Here is a 14,942-nt window from a genome sequence, read left to right on the forward strand (position 1 = left end):
GGGAAAATCCGTTGCGGCCCGGTGGTGGGGCGCAGACGCTGAGGCCATGGCTTCTCGTCTGCGCCCCGCGACCCTCGGCGACGCGCCCGCCGTCACGGCTCTGCTGAACGAGATCGACACGATCGAGATCGGCCGCCCGGAGACCGATCTGCACACGGTCGAGGCCGACTTGAAGAACCCCGACATCGATCTCGCGCGGGATTCGTGGCTGGCCTTCGAGGGGGACCGGCTGGTCGCCTACGGGCTGCTGTGGGACGAGTCCGGGAGCGAGCGCATCGACGTCGATCACTATGTGCTGCCCGACCGACAGGAGGCGGGGGAGCGCGTCCTGGACGCCTTGGAGGTCCGGGCGCTGGAGAAGGCCCGCGAGAACGGCGCCGAGCGCGCCGTCGTCCATCTGCATCTGAACGTCCAGCCCACCCTCGACACCGGGCTCGTCGCGGCCCGGGGATGGGAGGTCGTACGGCGCTATCACGTGCTGCGCCGACCGCTGGACCGGGCGCGCGACACGCGTCCGGAGGCGCCGGCCGGGGTGCGGGTGCGGGCCTGCGCGACGGAGGCCGACCGGGAACGGGTGCACGCCCTGTACCAGGCCGGTTTCGCCGCCCACTTCGACTTCCAGCCCCGCGAATACGGGCAGTGGCTGAACGACATCGGCGCCGAGGGCCTCGACTGGTCGACGGTGTGGATCGTCGGCACCGACGACCTGGGCGACGCCGGGTTCCTGCTGGCCCGCGACGACCGCGAGGCCATGGGGTGGATCCGCAGCATCGGCGTCCTGCCCGAGGCCCGCGGCCGGGGACTGGGCGGATTCCTGCTGCGCCACGCCTTCGCGGCCTTCGCCGCCCGGGGCCGCGGCGAGGTGGGCCTCGGCGTGGACACCGCGAACAGCACGGGCGCGCCCCGGCTGTACGGCCGTAACGGAATGACCGTGCATTACGCCGTCGACACCTGGGAGATCACCCTGGGCTGACCCCGCTGCGGGTCTGTTGCCGTGCCGTGTGACCCGGCGGACGCTCGTCACCGGAGACGGCCTCGCGGCGGAGCACGACGATGGCGGCGTCGTCGTCGAAGGTGCCCTTGCAGAAGCCGTTCAGGTCGCCCCGGACATGGGTGAGGAGTTCCTCGGGGCTCTCCGTGTCCGTCCAGGCCGCGAGGCGGTCGGCGAGGGGATAGAAGTGGCCCGTGTGGTCGCGGGCCTCGGAGACGCCGTCGGTGTAGAGCACCAGCGTGTCGCCGGGGGCGAAGGGGAAGGCGTCCACGTCTCCGTTCGGGGCCTGGGGCAGGCACATGCCGATGGGGGTGGCGTACTGCCGGGGCGCCAGGGCGGTGACCTGGCCGGCGTGCACCAGGAGCGGGGCGGGGTGGCCGCAGTTGAGGACCTCGATGCCGGATCCGTCGTCGGGGATGTCGACCAGCACGGCCGTGATGAAGGACTCGTCGGCGGCGGTGGAGTCGGCGGGCGGCTGGAGCAGGTTCCAGCAGACGGTCTCCTCCAGCTCGGTGCGCAGCTCGGGCAGTGAGGGCTCGCGGTGCGCCGCGCTGCGGAACGCGCCGAGGACCAGCGCCGCCTCCTCGATGGCCGGCAGCCCCTTGCCGCGGACGTCGCCGATCAGCAGCCGGGTGCCGTGCCCGGTGCGCAGGGCCGCGTACAGGTCGCCGCCGATCCGGGCCTGGTCCGTGGCCGCCCGGTACGCGCTGGCGATCCGCACGTCGCCGATCCGCTCCGGCAGCGGGCGCAGCAGGACCCGCTGGGCCGCCTCGGCCACCGACCGCACCTGGGCCAGCTCGGCGAGATGGCGTTCGCGCAGACGGCAGAAGAGCACGGTGAAGGCGGAGACGATCAGCAGCGCGGCGATCTGGGTCTCGTGGTTCAGGGTCAGGACGCTGTTGCGGACCACCGAGATCGCCACCAGGGCCGTCACCGCGAGGGCACCGACCAGCGCGGTCAGCCGGGAGCTGCCGAACGAGGCGGTGAGGGCCGGGGCCACCACGAGCAGCGGCCCGAGATGGACGTTCTCGGGCGAGAGGACGTCGGCGACCGTGATGGCGACGATCAGCGCGACCGGGATGGCCACGAGACCCCGGCTCGGCCACCGCCACCGGCCGACGCCTCCGCGAGCCGCACTACGCATACCCCAGGCATACACCCGCGGGTCGGCCCCCGCGCGCCCGGCCGGTGGACGGTCGTCGTAGCGCCGTCGTCCGGTCGGGCCCGTGACCAGGAGAGCATCTTGTTCTCTTGCGCGAGGGGTTGCTTCGCTGATTTGGAGAATGTACTTTCCGCCCGACGAGCAGAGCCCTTCCCTCCCACCTCCCTCGGACGACGACGTCCGACCTCCCCGAGGAGGCACCTTGCGCAGGCTGCTCATGGGCGCGGTCACCGCGGCCGCCGTAATGCTCGCCGGCTGTTCCGGCCACTCCGGTTCCGGCTCCGGCGACGAGAACGCGAAGGACGCGAGTGCGAGTTCGACCGCCGGAGCCGCCGTGAAGTCGGCGGACTTCGGCACACTGAAGAACGTCTGCGGCCCCGGCACCGCCAAGTCCTCCACCGTCCAGGGCGTCACCGACAAGTCCGTCCAGGTCGGCGTCCTGTCCGACATCGGGTTCACCAAGAACTCCGAATTCCCGGACGCCGCCAAGGTGTTCACGGCCTGGTGCAACGCGGCCGGCGGCATCAACGGCCGCAAGCTCGTCCCCGTCACCCACGACACCAAGCTGCTCCAGGCCCGCGAGGGCGTCCTGGCCGCCTGCAAGTCCGACTTCGCACTGGTCGGCGGCGGCGCCGCGCTCGACGGCCTCGGCGTGGCCGACCGGCTCAAGTGCCTGCTGCCGGACTTCCCCGCCCAGTCCACCCAGGCCGTCGGCTCCGACCTCCAGGTCCTGGCCACCGGCGCGGGCGTCGGCTACTTCCCCTACTCCGGCTACTACACCTGGCTGATCAAGGACAAGTACCCGGACTCCGCGCAGAAGGTCGGCATCATCGCCGGCGACAGCCCGGTCAGCAAGACCTTCGCCGCGCAGTACAAGGAGAGCATCGCCGGCCTCGGCGGCAAGGTCTCCTACACCGACCTCTACCCGGCCGTCGGCGTCTCTGACTGGACACCGTACGCCCAGGCCATCAAGAGCAAAGGCGTCAAGGGCCTGACCTTCCTCGGCGACTTCGCGAGCCTCGCCAAGCTGGAGCAGGCGCTCACCAACATCGGGTACGCCCCCGACTGGATCGACGCCAACAGCAACGCCTACGGACCGGCGTTCGTCCAACTCGCGGGCCCCGCCCTGGCCAAGCAGCACAACTACGCCGAACTCTCCGCCACCGCCCCGCTGGAGAGCGCCTCGTCCAACCCGGCCACCCAGCAGGTCGTCGACCTCTTCAAGAAGTACGCCCCCGACGCGGCCGTCACCTACCCCGTGCTGCGCGCCTTCTCGGCCTGGCTGCTGTTCGCCACGGCCGCCCGGGACTGCGCCACGCTCACCCGCAAGTGCGCCTACCAGAACGCCGTCAAGCAGACCGAGTGGACCGGCGGCGGACTCCAGGCCCCCGCCGATCTGAGCCGGATCGACATCCCGCCCAAGTGCTTCTCGATCGTCGAGACGACGACGAGCGGCTGGAAGGCGGCCGAGTTCGGAGCCGACCAGGGCCCTTACCGCTGCGACGCCCCGACCTACAAGTTCAAGGGCGACTACGGCAAACCGCTCACCCTCAAGGCCGTCGGCAAGTCCATGGCCGACGTCACATGAGGCCCTTGGCGTTCCGGTAAGCCGTCGGTGGCCGCCCGAGGAGCTTCCCGAAGGCGGCCGTGTAGGCGGCGGGGTTGTCGTAACCCAGCATGGCCGCGACACGGGTGACGGGCAGGCCCGCGGCGAGGTGCCGCAACGAGTGCAGGACGCAGGCACGCTGGCGCCACTGCGAGAAGCTCAGGCCGGTGCCGCGCCGGAACAGCCGCGCGAGGGTGCGTTCGCTGATGTTGAGGGCGGCGCACCAACGCCCGGGCGGATCATGGATGTCGGGCTTCCGCAGGAACGCCTCGCACAGCTCGCGCAGGCGTGGATCGGACGGCAGTGGCACGTCGAGGGGGAGCGGGGTGAGGTTCCGGAGCTCGTGCAGCACGAGGGCGGCCACCGCCGCGTCGCGGCTGTGCTCGGGGTAGCGCGGCGCCATCTCGACGGCTTCCAGGATCAGTTCCCGCAGCAGCGCGGAGACGTCGACGGCCTGGCAGCGGGCCGGGAACCACGGCACCGCGGCCGGTTCGATGTAGAGGCTGCGGGTGCTGACGCCGGTCATCGTGACCTGATGCCGGACCGTGGGCGGGATCAGCACCGCGCGGGCGGTGGGGATCGTCCAGCTGCCGTCCGCCGTCTCGACCCGCATGACACCGGTGGCCGCGTACAGGACCTGGGCCCGCCGGTGCGCGTGCCAGACCAGCAGGTGGTCCCGCGGGTAGTCGGTGCCGATGGCCAGCACGGCACGATCGAGGCCGTCCACCTCCGCGACCGGGATGTTGCGCATGCCGTGAGGCTACGTCGACCCACAGGCCGCTGTCTGCTCCGCGTAGGAGGTCGGCGAATCATCGATTGTCGGCCACGCTCCCTGCTCCCTAACGTCTGACCAGTGCTGACCTCCTTCCTCGCCCTTCTGTTCTTCGGCTGCCTGACCGGCGTCACGACCGTGCTCTTCGGCTTCGGCGGCGGCTTCATCACCGTCCCCGTGGTCTACGGCGTCCTGACCGCCACGGCGCGTCCGGGAGCGGACGCCATGCATGTCGCGGTGGCCACCTCGGCGGCGGTGATGGTCGTGAACGCCGTGGCGGCGGCGCTGGCCCAGTGGCGCGAGGGCCGACTGCGGCGCGCGTACGTCTGGCCGCTCACGGGCTACATCGCCATCGGTGCCGTCGCCGGATCCTTCTCGGCCACCCTGATCGGCGGCACGGCGCTGCGTCTGCTCTTCGCCGCCTACCTGCTGGTGACGATCGCCGACAGCCTGCTGCGGAAGGGCTTCCTGGCCATGCCGGACCGGACCCGGCCCGAGCCGCTGACCCGCGCGACCGTCACCCTCGGCGGCACGGGCATCGGTTTCGTCGCCGCCGCCCTCGGCGTGGGCGGCAGCGTCATGACGGTCCCGCTCCTGCGCCGCCGCGGCCTCCCCATGGTCGAGGCGACCGCCATGGCCAACCCCCTCAGCGTCCCCGTCGCCGTCTCCGGCACCCTCGTCTACGCCCTGGCCCCCACCGGCACCGGACAGCTCGGCTACCTCGACCTCACGGCGGCCGCGGCCCTGCTCCTCGGCTCGCTGCCCACCATCGCCGTGACACGACGAATCACCGGCCGCGTCCCGGACCGCGTCCACTCCGTCGCCTACCTCGTGCTGCTGCTGGTCGTCCTTGTCGCGATGCTGGTCATGGGCGCCTGACCCGCCGACGCCCGACGGAGGTGATCGCATGTGCGAGGTGTACAAGGGAATTCGGTTGCACATACGGCGTGAGCTGGGGTGTAGCTCTCGTATTTGCGTTTCCCCGGAGCCGCTGTCCGGGTACGGTCGTCCGGGAGGTGGTCGCCCGTGATCCAGATCGTGGAGCACGCACCGCAGGAAGGGCCGTACGCACTCGGCACCGCGCTGGAGGCGGCCGGGCTGCCGACGCGGGTGTGCCGCACCTGGGCGGGCGACCCGGTACCGGAGACGGCCGACGACATCGTGGCCCTGGTGGTCATGGGCGGGGCGATGGCCGCCTACGAGGACTTTCCCGGCCGTACGGCGGAACTGGCGCTGCTCAGGGCCGCACTGGACGCCGAGGTGCCGGTGCTCGGCATCTGTCTGGGCGCGCAGTTGCTGGCGATCGCGGCGGGCGGTGCGGCCAAGCCCGGCAGCGGAGCGCAGGTCGGCTGGGGTGAGGTCCGGACAGTCGAGGCCGTGCACGCCGACCCCTTGTTCACGGCCGTTCCCGAGCGGCTGCGGGTGCTGCACTGGCACAGCGACACCATGGATCTGCCGGCCGGGGCGACGCTGCTGGCGTCCTGCGACCGCTACCCGGTGCAGGCGTTCCGGGTCGGCGGTTCGGCCTGGGGCATCCAGTTCCATCTGGAGCTCGACGAGGAGGGCGTGAAGGCGTTCGCCGCCGCATTCCCGGAGGAGGCGGCCACCGAGCCCGGTCTCGTGGAGTCCGCACCGGCGGAGCTGGCCGCCCTCGCCCGGCACCGCGACGGCGTGTTCAAGCGCTTCGCCGCCTTCGTCGCGACCCGCGCCGAACAGACCGCGACCCGCGCCTTCTTCACCCGACGCGCGGCCACCTGGGAGGAGCGCTTCGCCGACGACAACCCCCGGTACGAGGCAGCGGTCGAGCGAATGAGCCTGCGCCCCGGGCAACGTGCTCTCGACCTCGGCTGCGGCACCGGCCGCGCGCTGCCCGCACTGCGCGCGCAGGTCGGTTCCCAGGGCGTGGTCGCCGGTATCGACCTCACGCCCGCGATGCTGACGGCGGCGCTGCGCGAAGGCCGGGCCGGGGACGGGCAGTTGCTGCTGGCCGACGCCTGCCGGCTGCCGTTGCCGACCGGTGCGGTGCACGGCATCTTCAGCGCGGGCCTGCTCAACCACGTCCCCGACCCCGCCACGGCCCTGCGCGAATGGGCCAGGGTGACCGCTCCCGACGGCGTCCTGCTCCTCTACCACCCCTCCGGCCGCGCCGAACGCGCCGCCCGCCACGGCCGCCCCCTCGACCCCGCCGACCCGCTGGCCGAAGAGAACCTTCGGCCAGCGCTAAGGGCGGCCGGCTGGGACCTGGCCTGCTACGAGGACGCCCCCCACCACTTCCTGGCACGCGCACTCCGCGTCGGCGGATGAAACACGTCGGCGGATGAAACACGTCGTACCGCGATATTTGATAGGACACGGCCATGACTGACGACGAACCCACCCGCGCCGCGCGCCTGTTGGACGCCCAGGCCAAGGCCGCCCGGCTCTTCACCGAGATCGAGCAACGCGGACTGGTGGCCCCCGGCGAGGGCGAGCGTGCGGTGAGCGACCGCATCCGCGACCTGGCGAACGAGCTGTTCGGCACCACCCGGCACTGGCACAAGCGGATCGTGCGCTCCGGCCCGAACACCCTGGCGCCCTACCGGGAGAACCCGCCGGACCGGGTCATCGGCGCGGACGACATCGTCTTCGCCGACTTCGGACCCATCTTCGAGGAGTACGAGGCCGACTTCGGCCGCACCTTCGTCCTCGGCGACGACCCGGTCAAGCTCCGGCTCCGCGACGAACTGCCCAAGGTGTTCGCGGCGGGCCGGAGCTTCTTCGAGAGTGACCCCGACATCACGGGCAAGGGCCTGTACGCCGAGGTCGAGCGGCTGGCCGCCGACGCGGGCTGGGAGCTGGGCGGCTGGCACGCCGGGCACCTGGTCGGTGAGTTCCCGCACGAGTGGATCGACGGAGCGGACGTCGAGTCGTACGTCACGCCCGCCAACGACACCCCGCTGCGCCGCACCGACAAGGCCGGCCGCCGCTGCCACTGGATCCTGGAGATCCATCTCATCGACCGGGAGCGGGAGTTCGGCGGCTTCCACGAGGAACTGCTCACTCTCTGACCGACGTACCGTCAGTTCACCTTGCGCTCGTGCCCCTTCCAGTAGGGCTCGCGCAGCTTGTACTTCTGGAGTTTGCCGGTGGCCGTGCGCTCCAGCGCGGTGCGGAACTCGATGGAGGTGGGCGCCTTGAAACCGGCGAGGCGCTCCTTGCAGTACCTGATGAGCTCGGGGGCGGTGGCCTCGGCTCCGGGGGCGAGGACGATCAGGGCCTTGATCGTCTCGCCCCACTTGTCGTCGGGGACGCCGATCACGGCGACCTCGGCGACCCCGGGGTGGCTGAAGAGCACGTCCTCGACCTCGATGGAGGAGACGTTCTCGCCGCCGGTGATGATGACGTCCTTCTTGCGGTCGCTGATCGTGAGATAGCCGTCGTCGGCGATCGTCCCACCGTCCCCGGTGTGGAACCAGCCGTCCTCCAACGCCCCGGCCGACTCCTCGGGCTGCTGCCAGTAGCCCTCCATCACGACGTTGGACCGGGCCAGCACCTCACCGGAGTCCGAGACGCGCAGGGTGGCGCCGAAGGCGGGCGCGCCGGCCCGGCCCAGCTTCTCCGCGCGCTCCCAGGTGTCCAGGCCGTCCCACTCCTCGCGGCCACGGTTGATCGTGAGCAGCGGTGACGTCTCGGTCAGGCCGTAGATCTGGATGAACTCCCAGCCGAGTTCGTCCTCCACGCGCGCGATGGTCCGGGTCGGCGGTGGCGCACCCGCGCAGATGATCCGCACCCGGTCCCGGCCGGGGATCTCGCCCTTCCAGGTCTCCGCGGCGGCCAGCACCGCGTTGACGACCGCGGGAGCCGCGCACATCACCGTGACCCCGTGCTCGGCGACCCGGCGAAGGATCTCCGCGCCGTCCACCTTGCGCAGCACGATGTGCCGCACGCCGAGCGCGGTCATGGCGAAGGGCATGCCCCAGCCGTTGGCGTGGAACATCGGCAGGGTGTGCAGATAGACGTCCCGGTCGGTGACGCCGGCGTGCAGCGCGAAGGTCACCGCGTTCACCCAGATGTTGCGGTGGGTGATCTGCACGCCCTTGGGGCGCGCGGTGGTGCCGCTGGTGTAGTTGATGGTGGCGGTGGCGTCCTCCGCGGCCTTCCACGGCACCGGCTCGGCGTCGAAGGCGTACAGCCGCTCGTCGGACTCCGCGCCCAGGACGAAGGTGTGCTCGCAGTCGATCCCGGACAGGCTGTCCGCCACCTCAGGGTCGAGCAGGAGCACACTGCACCCGGAGTGGCCGACGATGTACTCCACCTCGGCGGGCGACAGCCGGAAGTTCACCGGCACCAGCACCCGCCCGTATCCGGACACGCCGAAGAACGAGGTCAGCAGCCGCGCGCTGTTGTGCGAGACCACCCCCACCCGCGCCCCGTGCGGCACGCCGAGCGCGTCGAGGCCCGCGGCCTGGGCCCGGGCGAGCTCGGCCACACGGCGGTAGGTCAGCCCCTGCCAGGGGACGGCGGGCTGGTCCGGCTCGTCGACGACGCCGACGCGGTCCGGGTAGACGATGGCGGCCCGGTCCAGGAAATCGCGGGCTCCGAAGGGAACGAACATCGATGCCTCCCTGCGTCACGGCGTGGCGCTGCTCGGTGGGTCGTACCCCCATCCTGGCCGAGACAGTCGGCGGCCCCGGCCTTCACCAGGCCGGGGCCGCCGATGTTCTTCGGCCGGCCGGTCGTCAGCCGGCCGTGGTGTGCGCCTTGCGGCGGCGCAGGGCGAAGGCCGTGGCGACCGCGCCCGCGCTGACCACACCGGCGGTCAGGGCGATCGGCAGGGCCGGGGAGGTGGAGGTGCTGGCGGCGACGTTCTGGGCCTTGAGGTCGTGGATGTACGCCGGGTACGGGGCGTGGGTGGAGGCCGAGGACGCGGTCTGCGCGTAGTGGTGCGGGATCGGTTTCACCGACTTGACCGAGCCGTCCGTGTTCAGCAGCACCTGCTTGTTGTTGAGGTGCTTGAAGTCGAACATGCCGGTCAGGCTGCCCGCCCGCTGGTCGAAGGAGGCGTCGCCGACGCGGCCGGTACGCCAGTTGTTCTCGATGAACCGGGTGATCGACGCCTGCTCGGTGGCGGTGTGGTCGACCGAATTCACCTTGCTGTAGGGCGAGATGACCAGCAGCGGCTGCCGGGTGCCGGGGCCGCAGCGGTCCGCGTAGCCGCCCGCGGGAGCCGGGCCGGACTGGCAGGCCGGGCTGTCGAGGGCCTTGCTGTTGGAGCCGAGCGTCGAGTCCTTGGAGCCGTTGAGGACCTTCGAGGTGACGTGGTCGTACCAGCCGTCGGAGTCGTCGTAGGCGACCACTACCGCGGTGGACTTCCACTCCGGCGACTTCTGGAGCGCGTTGATCTCCTTGACCAGGAAGTGCTGTTCGTCCGTCGGGTCGGAGTAACCGGCGTGACCGTCTTGGTACTCGGCGGCCTTCAGGAAGCTGACCGCCGGGAGGTTGCCGGCCTTGAGGGCGGCGTCGAAGTCGGTCAGGTCGTAGTTGTGGTTCGCGCGCCCGTTGTGACCGATCTCGGCGACGTTCTTCGGCGCCAGGTGGTGCGGGTTGGACGTCGACTTGTAGTACTCGAAGGGCGAGTGGTGCGGGCTGTAGTCGACCGCCGAGGCGCCGCCGACATTGGTGTGCGTGGTGTCGCACTTCGCGTAGTCGCCGCTGTTGCCGTCCCACGCGGTGGACGGCCGGAAGCCGCCCTGGAACCAACCCCAGCTCACACCCTTGGAGTTGAGCAGGTCACCGACGTTCCTGCCCTGCATCACCGCGAGCGCGCTGGTGGCGGTGTGGTCCTTGTCCGAGCAGTCGTCGAAGGCCGGGTCGGGGTCGTTGACGACCGTGCCGACGCCCTTGGCGTTCGGGGACAGCACGGTGTACGAGTCCGGGGTCGACGTCTGCTTCGGGTTCTCCGTGCCGGAGGCCGGGTCCACGGAGATGACGCCGTGCGTCGATCCGGAGATCAGGTTGAGCGCGCCGGGCGTGGAGGGCCCGTAGACCGAGCTGAAGGAGTGGTCGTTCAGCGCGTACTGCTGGGCGTAGTTCCACAGGCCGGTGACGGTGTTGCCGTCGTAGTAGTCCATCACCAGGCCGGGCTCGCCGAACAGCCCGCCGCTGCACTTGCTGACCTCGGTGTTCTCGACGTACTTGTCGGCCTTGCCGCCGTCGGCCGCGTACTGCTCGGGGCCGTAGGAGTGGTTCTGGTCGCAGGTCATGGCCTGCGAACTGGCCAGCCGCCCCGGCGTGTACAGGTTCGGGTTCCTGGTCAGCAGCCCGGAGTTGAGGAGGTTGTCCGCCTTCGGGGTGTGGGCCGCCGCCTTGAACTTGGTGCCGTCGGTGTTGGCGGCCTGCGGGTAGGTGGCGAAGTAGTGGTCGAACGAGACGTTCTCGTCGTAGAGCACCACCAGGTGCTTGATCGGGGTGGTGGTGCGGGTGCCGGGGTGGGCGTGCGCCGGGGCCGCCGACGCGGGCACCGCGCCGCCCGCCGCGGCCAGGGCGGCCGCGCCGAGCAGGGCGCCCACCCGACTCAGACCGCGCCGCACACTTGAGCTTCTTCCTGTGCCGATCATGCTGTCTCGCCTTCCGAGAACACTGCGAACTCTGCGTTCCGCCGCCACGGCATCAGGGCCCGTGGCGACCACGTCCGGATCCTCCGCAATGCTCGCGGCGGGGCGAGGGAATGGCAGTGGCGGGCGTGCGAATGTTCGGTCAGGAAACCCTCAGGTTGGGTCAGGGGATTCTCATGGCCTCTTGAGGTGCCTTTGACCTACGCCGTCCAGGATTCACGCCAGCAGCGTGCGGCCGAGCCAGTCGGAGCCGTCCCGCACCCCGGGCAGCGCGAAGAAGTAGCCGCCGCCGAACGGGGAGACGTAGTCGACCAGCGGCTCCCCGGCGAGCCGCTGCTGCACGGTCTCGAACTGCCGCGCCAGGTCCTGCTGGTAGCAGCAGAACAGCAGCCCCATGTCGAGGTTGCCGTTGTCGTCCACGCCCCGGTCGTAGTTGTAGCCGCGGCGCAGGATGCGCTGCCCGGCGGTGGCGGACGTACGCGGGTTGGCCAGCCGGATGTGGCTGTCCAGCGGGATGATGTCGCCCTTGGGATCCTGAGCGTACTGCGGGGTGTCCTTCTCGTGGCGACCGTCCAGCGGTGCGCCGGTGTCACGGGCCCGCCCGAACATGCGCTCCTGCTCGGTGATCGAGACCCGGTCCCAGAACTCGACCAACATCCTTATCAGCCTGACGACTTGATAGCTGCCGCCGGTCGCCCACTCGGGCTCGCCGTCACCCGCGCCCACCCACACCAGCTGGTCCATCTCACGGCTGCTGCCGGCGTCCGGATTGGCGATGCCGTCCTTGAACCCCAGGTGGTTGCGCGGGGTTCCGGAGGGCCGGGGCGGGCTGATGAAACCGTCCATCCGCCACCGCACCTGCATCCCGCCCCGGGTGTGCCGGGCGATGTCGCGCACCGCGTGCAGCACGGTGTCCGAACTCCCGGCGCAGAACTGCACGCTGAGGTCGCCGTGGCACCAAGCGGCGTCCAGGTCGTCGTCGGGGAAGGACGGCATGGCGGTGAGCCGGCGCGGCTTGCGCGCGGTGAGCCCGTAGCGGTCGTCGAAGAGGGAGGCGCCGGCGCCGACCGTGACGGTGAGGCGGTCGGTGGGCAGGTCCGGGCCGAGGGTGCCGGAGTCGGCGGGCGGCGCGGTGATGCCGAACTCGTCCGGGCTGCCGCCGGTGGTGAGGAACCGGGCCCGGTCGGTGAGCGTGCGCAGCAGCTCGGTCAGCTCGGCGCGGTTCTCGGCGGTCGCGTCGAAGGACACGAAGGCGGTGGCCCGCGGCGCCGGAGTGACGATCCCGGCCTGGTGGGAGCCGTGGAAGGGGACCCGGGTGCTCTCCTGGGCGGGCGCGGCGGAGGCGGCACCGTGATCGGCGGCCACCAGACCGGCCCCGGCCACCGCGGCCGCACCGGTCAGAAACCCTCGGCGGCCGACTCCTGCGGGCTTCACGCGGTCCTCCGTACGTCGGTCAGGGCGGCCACGTCGGCCAGCCGCTCCACCAGCCCGCCGAGGTCGGCGTCGACCTTCTCCCGCTGGGGGCGCGTGAGTTGGGCGAGCGGCGTCCACTTCCGGCCGTGCTGGAAGGAGTCGAGGGTGCTCTGTGCGCGGTCCATCCACGAGTCGAGCCCCGTCAGGCCCGTGTCCCGGGTCTTCAGGAGCGGGTGCAGATGACCGAGAAGCACCCGGGTGCCGTCGAGGTTCGCCCGAGCGGTGGCCAGGTTGGTGCCGCTGCCGTAGTCGATGCGGCCGGTCAGCTCGAACTGCACGGTGTTCTCCAGGATCTCGTGGGCGCGCAGACCGACGTCGGCCGGGTCCATCCGCTCGTCGGGCCAGCTGTCGCGCAGGGACCGTACGGCCTTGTCGAGCCGGTCGGCCGGGCCGCGCAGCCCGCCCGCCGACTCGCCGTGCCACAGGCCGTACTCGACCCGGTGGAACCCGGCGAAGCCGGGGTCGTGGATCCCGCCGGACAGCCCGGCCGTGGTCCCGTTGATCGCCGAGTCGGCGTCCCCGAAGGTGCCGTACGCGGCGCCCATCCGCTCGTACACGAGATGGGCGGGCAGCCAGGCGGCACGGGCCGCCGCGAGGTCCCCGCGGTCGACGGCCTCGCGCAGCACGTCCGTCTTCCGGACCAGCTCGACCGTCCGGGCCTGGATCCATTTCTGGTACGCCAACGTCGGCGGGATGAGGTCCTGCTGGGTCACCGGCACGGCGGCCGGGCCGCTCTTCACCTTGGCACCGGTGATGTGGACGGTCGGGCCGGTGACGGCGTCCGCGTCGTCGGGCAGGCACTTGAAGGCGTACGTCCCGTTGCCGAGCGTGACCCGCAGCGGGCGGACGGTGCCCGGCGCGAGCCCCTCGACCTCGCCGTAGACCGCGCCCGTCCGCGGGTCGGTCAGATACACCTCGGTGGGCGCACCGGACGTGTTGCGCAGGTCGAAGACCTGGCTGCCGCCCTGGGGCCGGGTCCAGCCGTGCCCGCAGTCGGCGGAGGTGACGCCGACGGTGGTGTGCCGCGGGCCGTCGGTGGCCGCGGTCGGGCGCGTGCTCCCGCCGGAGCCCCTGGCCACGAGCACTCCGGCGACCGTCGCGGCCACCACCGCGAGGGAGGCACCGGCGATCAGGACGGTGCGCCTGCGGCGGGCGGGCGGTGGGGGCGGTATGTGGCCGGTCGAGGTGTCGGAGCCGACCGCGGCTTCGGGCACGCCGGGCCTCCTGAAAGGTCGTACGAATGAGGCGGCACAGCCGATCCTAGGCAGCCGCGGGAGCCGCATCCGGCTTTCTGACCAGCTCCTGACCAGAGGAAAAGCCAGAGTTCGTCAGCGGTTCACCCACGAGGGACGATGGTGGTGCTGATCGGACTCACTCTCTAGGGGGCCGTCATGGCCGTGGAAATACCTCCCCTGGTGAAACCCTCCCGGCTCAGGCGCCGGGGCGGGCTGTGGGGCGAATGCCTGTCGGAGTTCCTGGGGACCTTCGTCCTCATCGCCTTCGGGTGCGGTGTGGTGGCCATGGCGGTCGCGGCACTGCCCGGGTCCGGCCGTACCGCCGGGCCCACCACGTTCTTCCTGGGCGCCGGCGACTGGCTGCTGATCACCTGGGGCTGGGCGATGGCCGTGGTCTTCGGCGTGTACGTGGCCGGCGGAGTCAGCGGCGCGCACCTCAATCCGGCGGTGACGCTGGCCTTCGCCGTGCGCCGGAAGTTCGCCTGGGCCAAGGTCGTCCCGTACTGGATCTCCCAGCTCCTCGGGGCCTTCGCCGGGGCCGCGCTGGTCTACGCCGTCTACCACGACGCCATCAACACCTTCGACGACGCGATGAAGGGCCCGAAGACCAACGGCCACACGCTCGCCACTTTCTCGATCTTCGCCACCTTCCCCGCGCCGTACTTCCACGGCGGGATCTGGGGGCCGCTGATCGACCAGATCGTCGGCACGGCCTTCCTGGTGCTGCTGGTCGTCGCGGTGATCGACCTGCGCAACACAGCCGTGAAGGCGAACCTCGGCCCGCTGATCATCGGCTTCGCGGTCGCCGCGATCGGCATGTCCTTCGGGGCGAATGCCGGGTACGCCATCAACCCGGCGCGCGACCTCGGTCCGCGCCTGTTCACGTGGGCGGCGGGGTGGCAGGACCTTGCGATGCCGGGCACCCTGTCGGGTGCCTTCAGCAACTACTTCTGGATACCGATCGTCGGGCCGCTGGTCGGCGGGGTGATCGGGGTGCTGGTGTACGACCTGTTCATCGGCGACGTACTGCACATCCGGGCACAGCAGGACGAGGAGGCGGAGCCGGGTCTGACCCGCCCGGTGACCAGCGCGGACGAGGAGTAGCGGCGC

Annotated in this window: 12 protein-coding genes; 6 read left to right on the forward strand and 6 right to left on the reverse strand. The window is 71.3% G+C overall.

All coding sequences use genetic code 11. From position 1 onward, the window contains the following. Nucleotides 1–46: 46 nt before the first annotated feature. A complete protein-coding gene (locus ACQEWB_RS45200; protein WP_432841952.1) occupies nucleotides 47–973 on the forward strand; it encodes a GNAT family N-acetyltransferase in 927 nt (308 codons plus the stop codon). On the opposite strand, the gene ACQEWB_RS45205 is transcribed toward ACQEWB_RS45200, so the two are convergent. After that, nucleotides 960–2,078, reverse strand: a complete 1,119-nt coding sequence (locus ACQEWB_RS45205; protein ID WP_432841954.1) for a PP2C family protein-serine/threonine phosphatase — start codon at nucleotides 2,076–2,078, stop codon at nucleotides 960–962. The two genes, ACQEWB_RS45200 and ACQEWB_RS45205, sit on opposite strands and share 14 nt — an antisense overlap. A gap of 277 nt (nucleotides 2,079–2,355) precedes the next feature. Between ACQEWB_RS45205 and ACQEWB_RS45210 the strand changes: the two genes are divergently transcribed. After that, a complete protein-coding gene (locus ACQEWB_RS45210) occupies nucleotides 2,356–3,741 on the forward strand; it encodes an ABC transporter substrate-binding protein (RefSeq protein ID WP_432841956.1) in 1,386 nt (461 codons plus the stop codon). Here the strand turns inward: ACQEWB_RS45210 and ACQEWB_RS45215 are convergent. After that, the gene (locus ACQEWB_RS45215) at nucleotides 3,734–4,510 is read right to left on the reverse strand and encodes an AraC family transcriptional regulator (RefSeq protein ID WP_432841958.1); all 777 of its coding nucleotides are present in this window, start codon (nucleotides 4,508–4,510) and stop codon (nucleotides 3,734–3,736) included. The genes ACQEWB_RS45210 and ACQEWB_RS45215 overlap by 8 nt on opposite strands. A 102-nt stretch (nucleotides 4,511–4,612) precedes the next feature. Between ACQEWB_RS45215 and ACQEWB_RS45220 the strand changes: the two genes are divergently transcribed. The 3 genes from ACQEWB_RS45220 to ACQEWB_RS45230 all read left to right on the forward strand — a co-directional run bounded on the left by ACQEWB_RS45220 (nucleotide 4,613) and on the right by ACQEWB_RS45230 (nucleotide 7,578). Further along, entirely contained in the window at nucleotides 4,613–5,410 is a 798-nt protein-coding gene (locus ACQEWB_RS45220; RefSeq protein WP_432841960.1) for a sulfite exporter TauE/SafE family protein, read from the forward strand. Between the two features lie 147 nt (nucleotides 5,411–5,557). Further along, nucleotides 5,558–6,835: a methyltransferase domain-containing protein gene (locus ACQEWB_RS45225; protein ID WP_432841962.1), complete on the forward strand. Its 1,278-nt coding sequence runs from the start codon at nucleotides 5,558–5,560 to the stop codon at nucleotides 6,833–6,835. A gap of 53 nt (nucleotides 6,836–6,888) precedes the next feature. Next, nucleotides 6,889–7,578 carry a M24 family metallopeptidase gene (locus tag ACQEWB_RS45230; RefSeq protein WP_432841964.1) on the forward strand — a complete coding sequence of 230 codons (690 nt, stop codon included), beginning with the start codon at nucleotides 6,889–6,891 and terminating at the stop codon, nucleotides 7,576–7,578. Between the two features lie 11 nt (nucleotides 7,579–7,589). Here ACQEWB_RS45230 and ACQEWB_RS45235 read toward each other — a convergent pair whose 3' ends face one another. From ACQEWB_RS45235 to ACQEWB_RS45250, 4 genes are all read right to left on the reverse strand, one after another. Continuing rightward, on the reverse strand, nucleotides 7,590–9,125 hold the full coding sequence (locus ACQEWB_RS45235) for an AMP-binding protein (protein WP_432841966.1): 1,536 nt from the start codon (nucleotides 9,123–9,125) through the stop codon (nucleotides 7,590–7,592). A gap of 124 nt (nucleotides 9,126–9,249) precedes the next feature. Then, entirely contained in the window at nucleotides 9,250–11,127 is a 1,878-nt protein-coding gene (locus ACQEWB_RS45240) for a phospholipase C (RefSeq protein ID WP_432841968.1), read from the reverse strand. A gap of 213 nt (nucleotides 11,128–11,340) precedes the next feature. Continuing rightward, nucleotides 11,341–12,558, reverse strand: a complete 1,218-nt coding sequence (gene efeB, locus ACQEWB_RS45245) for an iron uptake transporter deferrochelatase/peroxidase subunit (RefSeq protein ID WP_432841970.1) — start codon at nucleotides 12,556–12,558, stop codon at nucleotides 11,341–11,343. Then, the gene (locus tag ACQEWB_RS45250; protein WP_432841972.1) at nucleotides 12,555–13,811 is read right to left on the reverse strand and encodes an EfeM/EfeO family lipoprotein; all 1,257 of its coding nucleotides are present in this window, start codon (nucleotides 13,809–13,811) and stop codon (nucleotides 12,555–12,557) included. The genes efeB and ACQEWB_RS45250 overlap by 4 nt, the downstream gene beginning before the upstream one ends. A gap of 177 nt (nucleotides 13,812–13,988) precedes the next feature. Here ACQEWB_RS45250 and ACQEWB_RS45255 point away from each other — a divergent pair, with 177 nt between their 5' ends. Then, nucleotides 13,989–14,936: an MIP/aquaporin family protein gene (locus ACQEWB_RS45255; RefSeq protein WP_432841974.1), complete on the forward strand. Its 948-nt coding sequence runs from the start codon at nucleotides 13,989–13,991 to the stop codon at nucleotides 14,934–14,936. The last annotated feature ends 6 nt before the right edge of the window (nucleotides 14,937–14,942 follow it).

The organism is Streptomyces sp. CA-249302 (assembly GCF_050936785.1).
GTDB lineage: Bacteria > Actinomycetota > Actinomycetes > Streptomycetales > Streptomycetaceae > Streptomyces.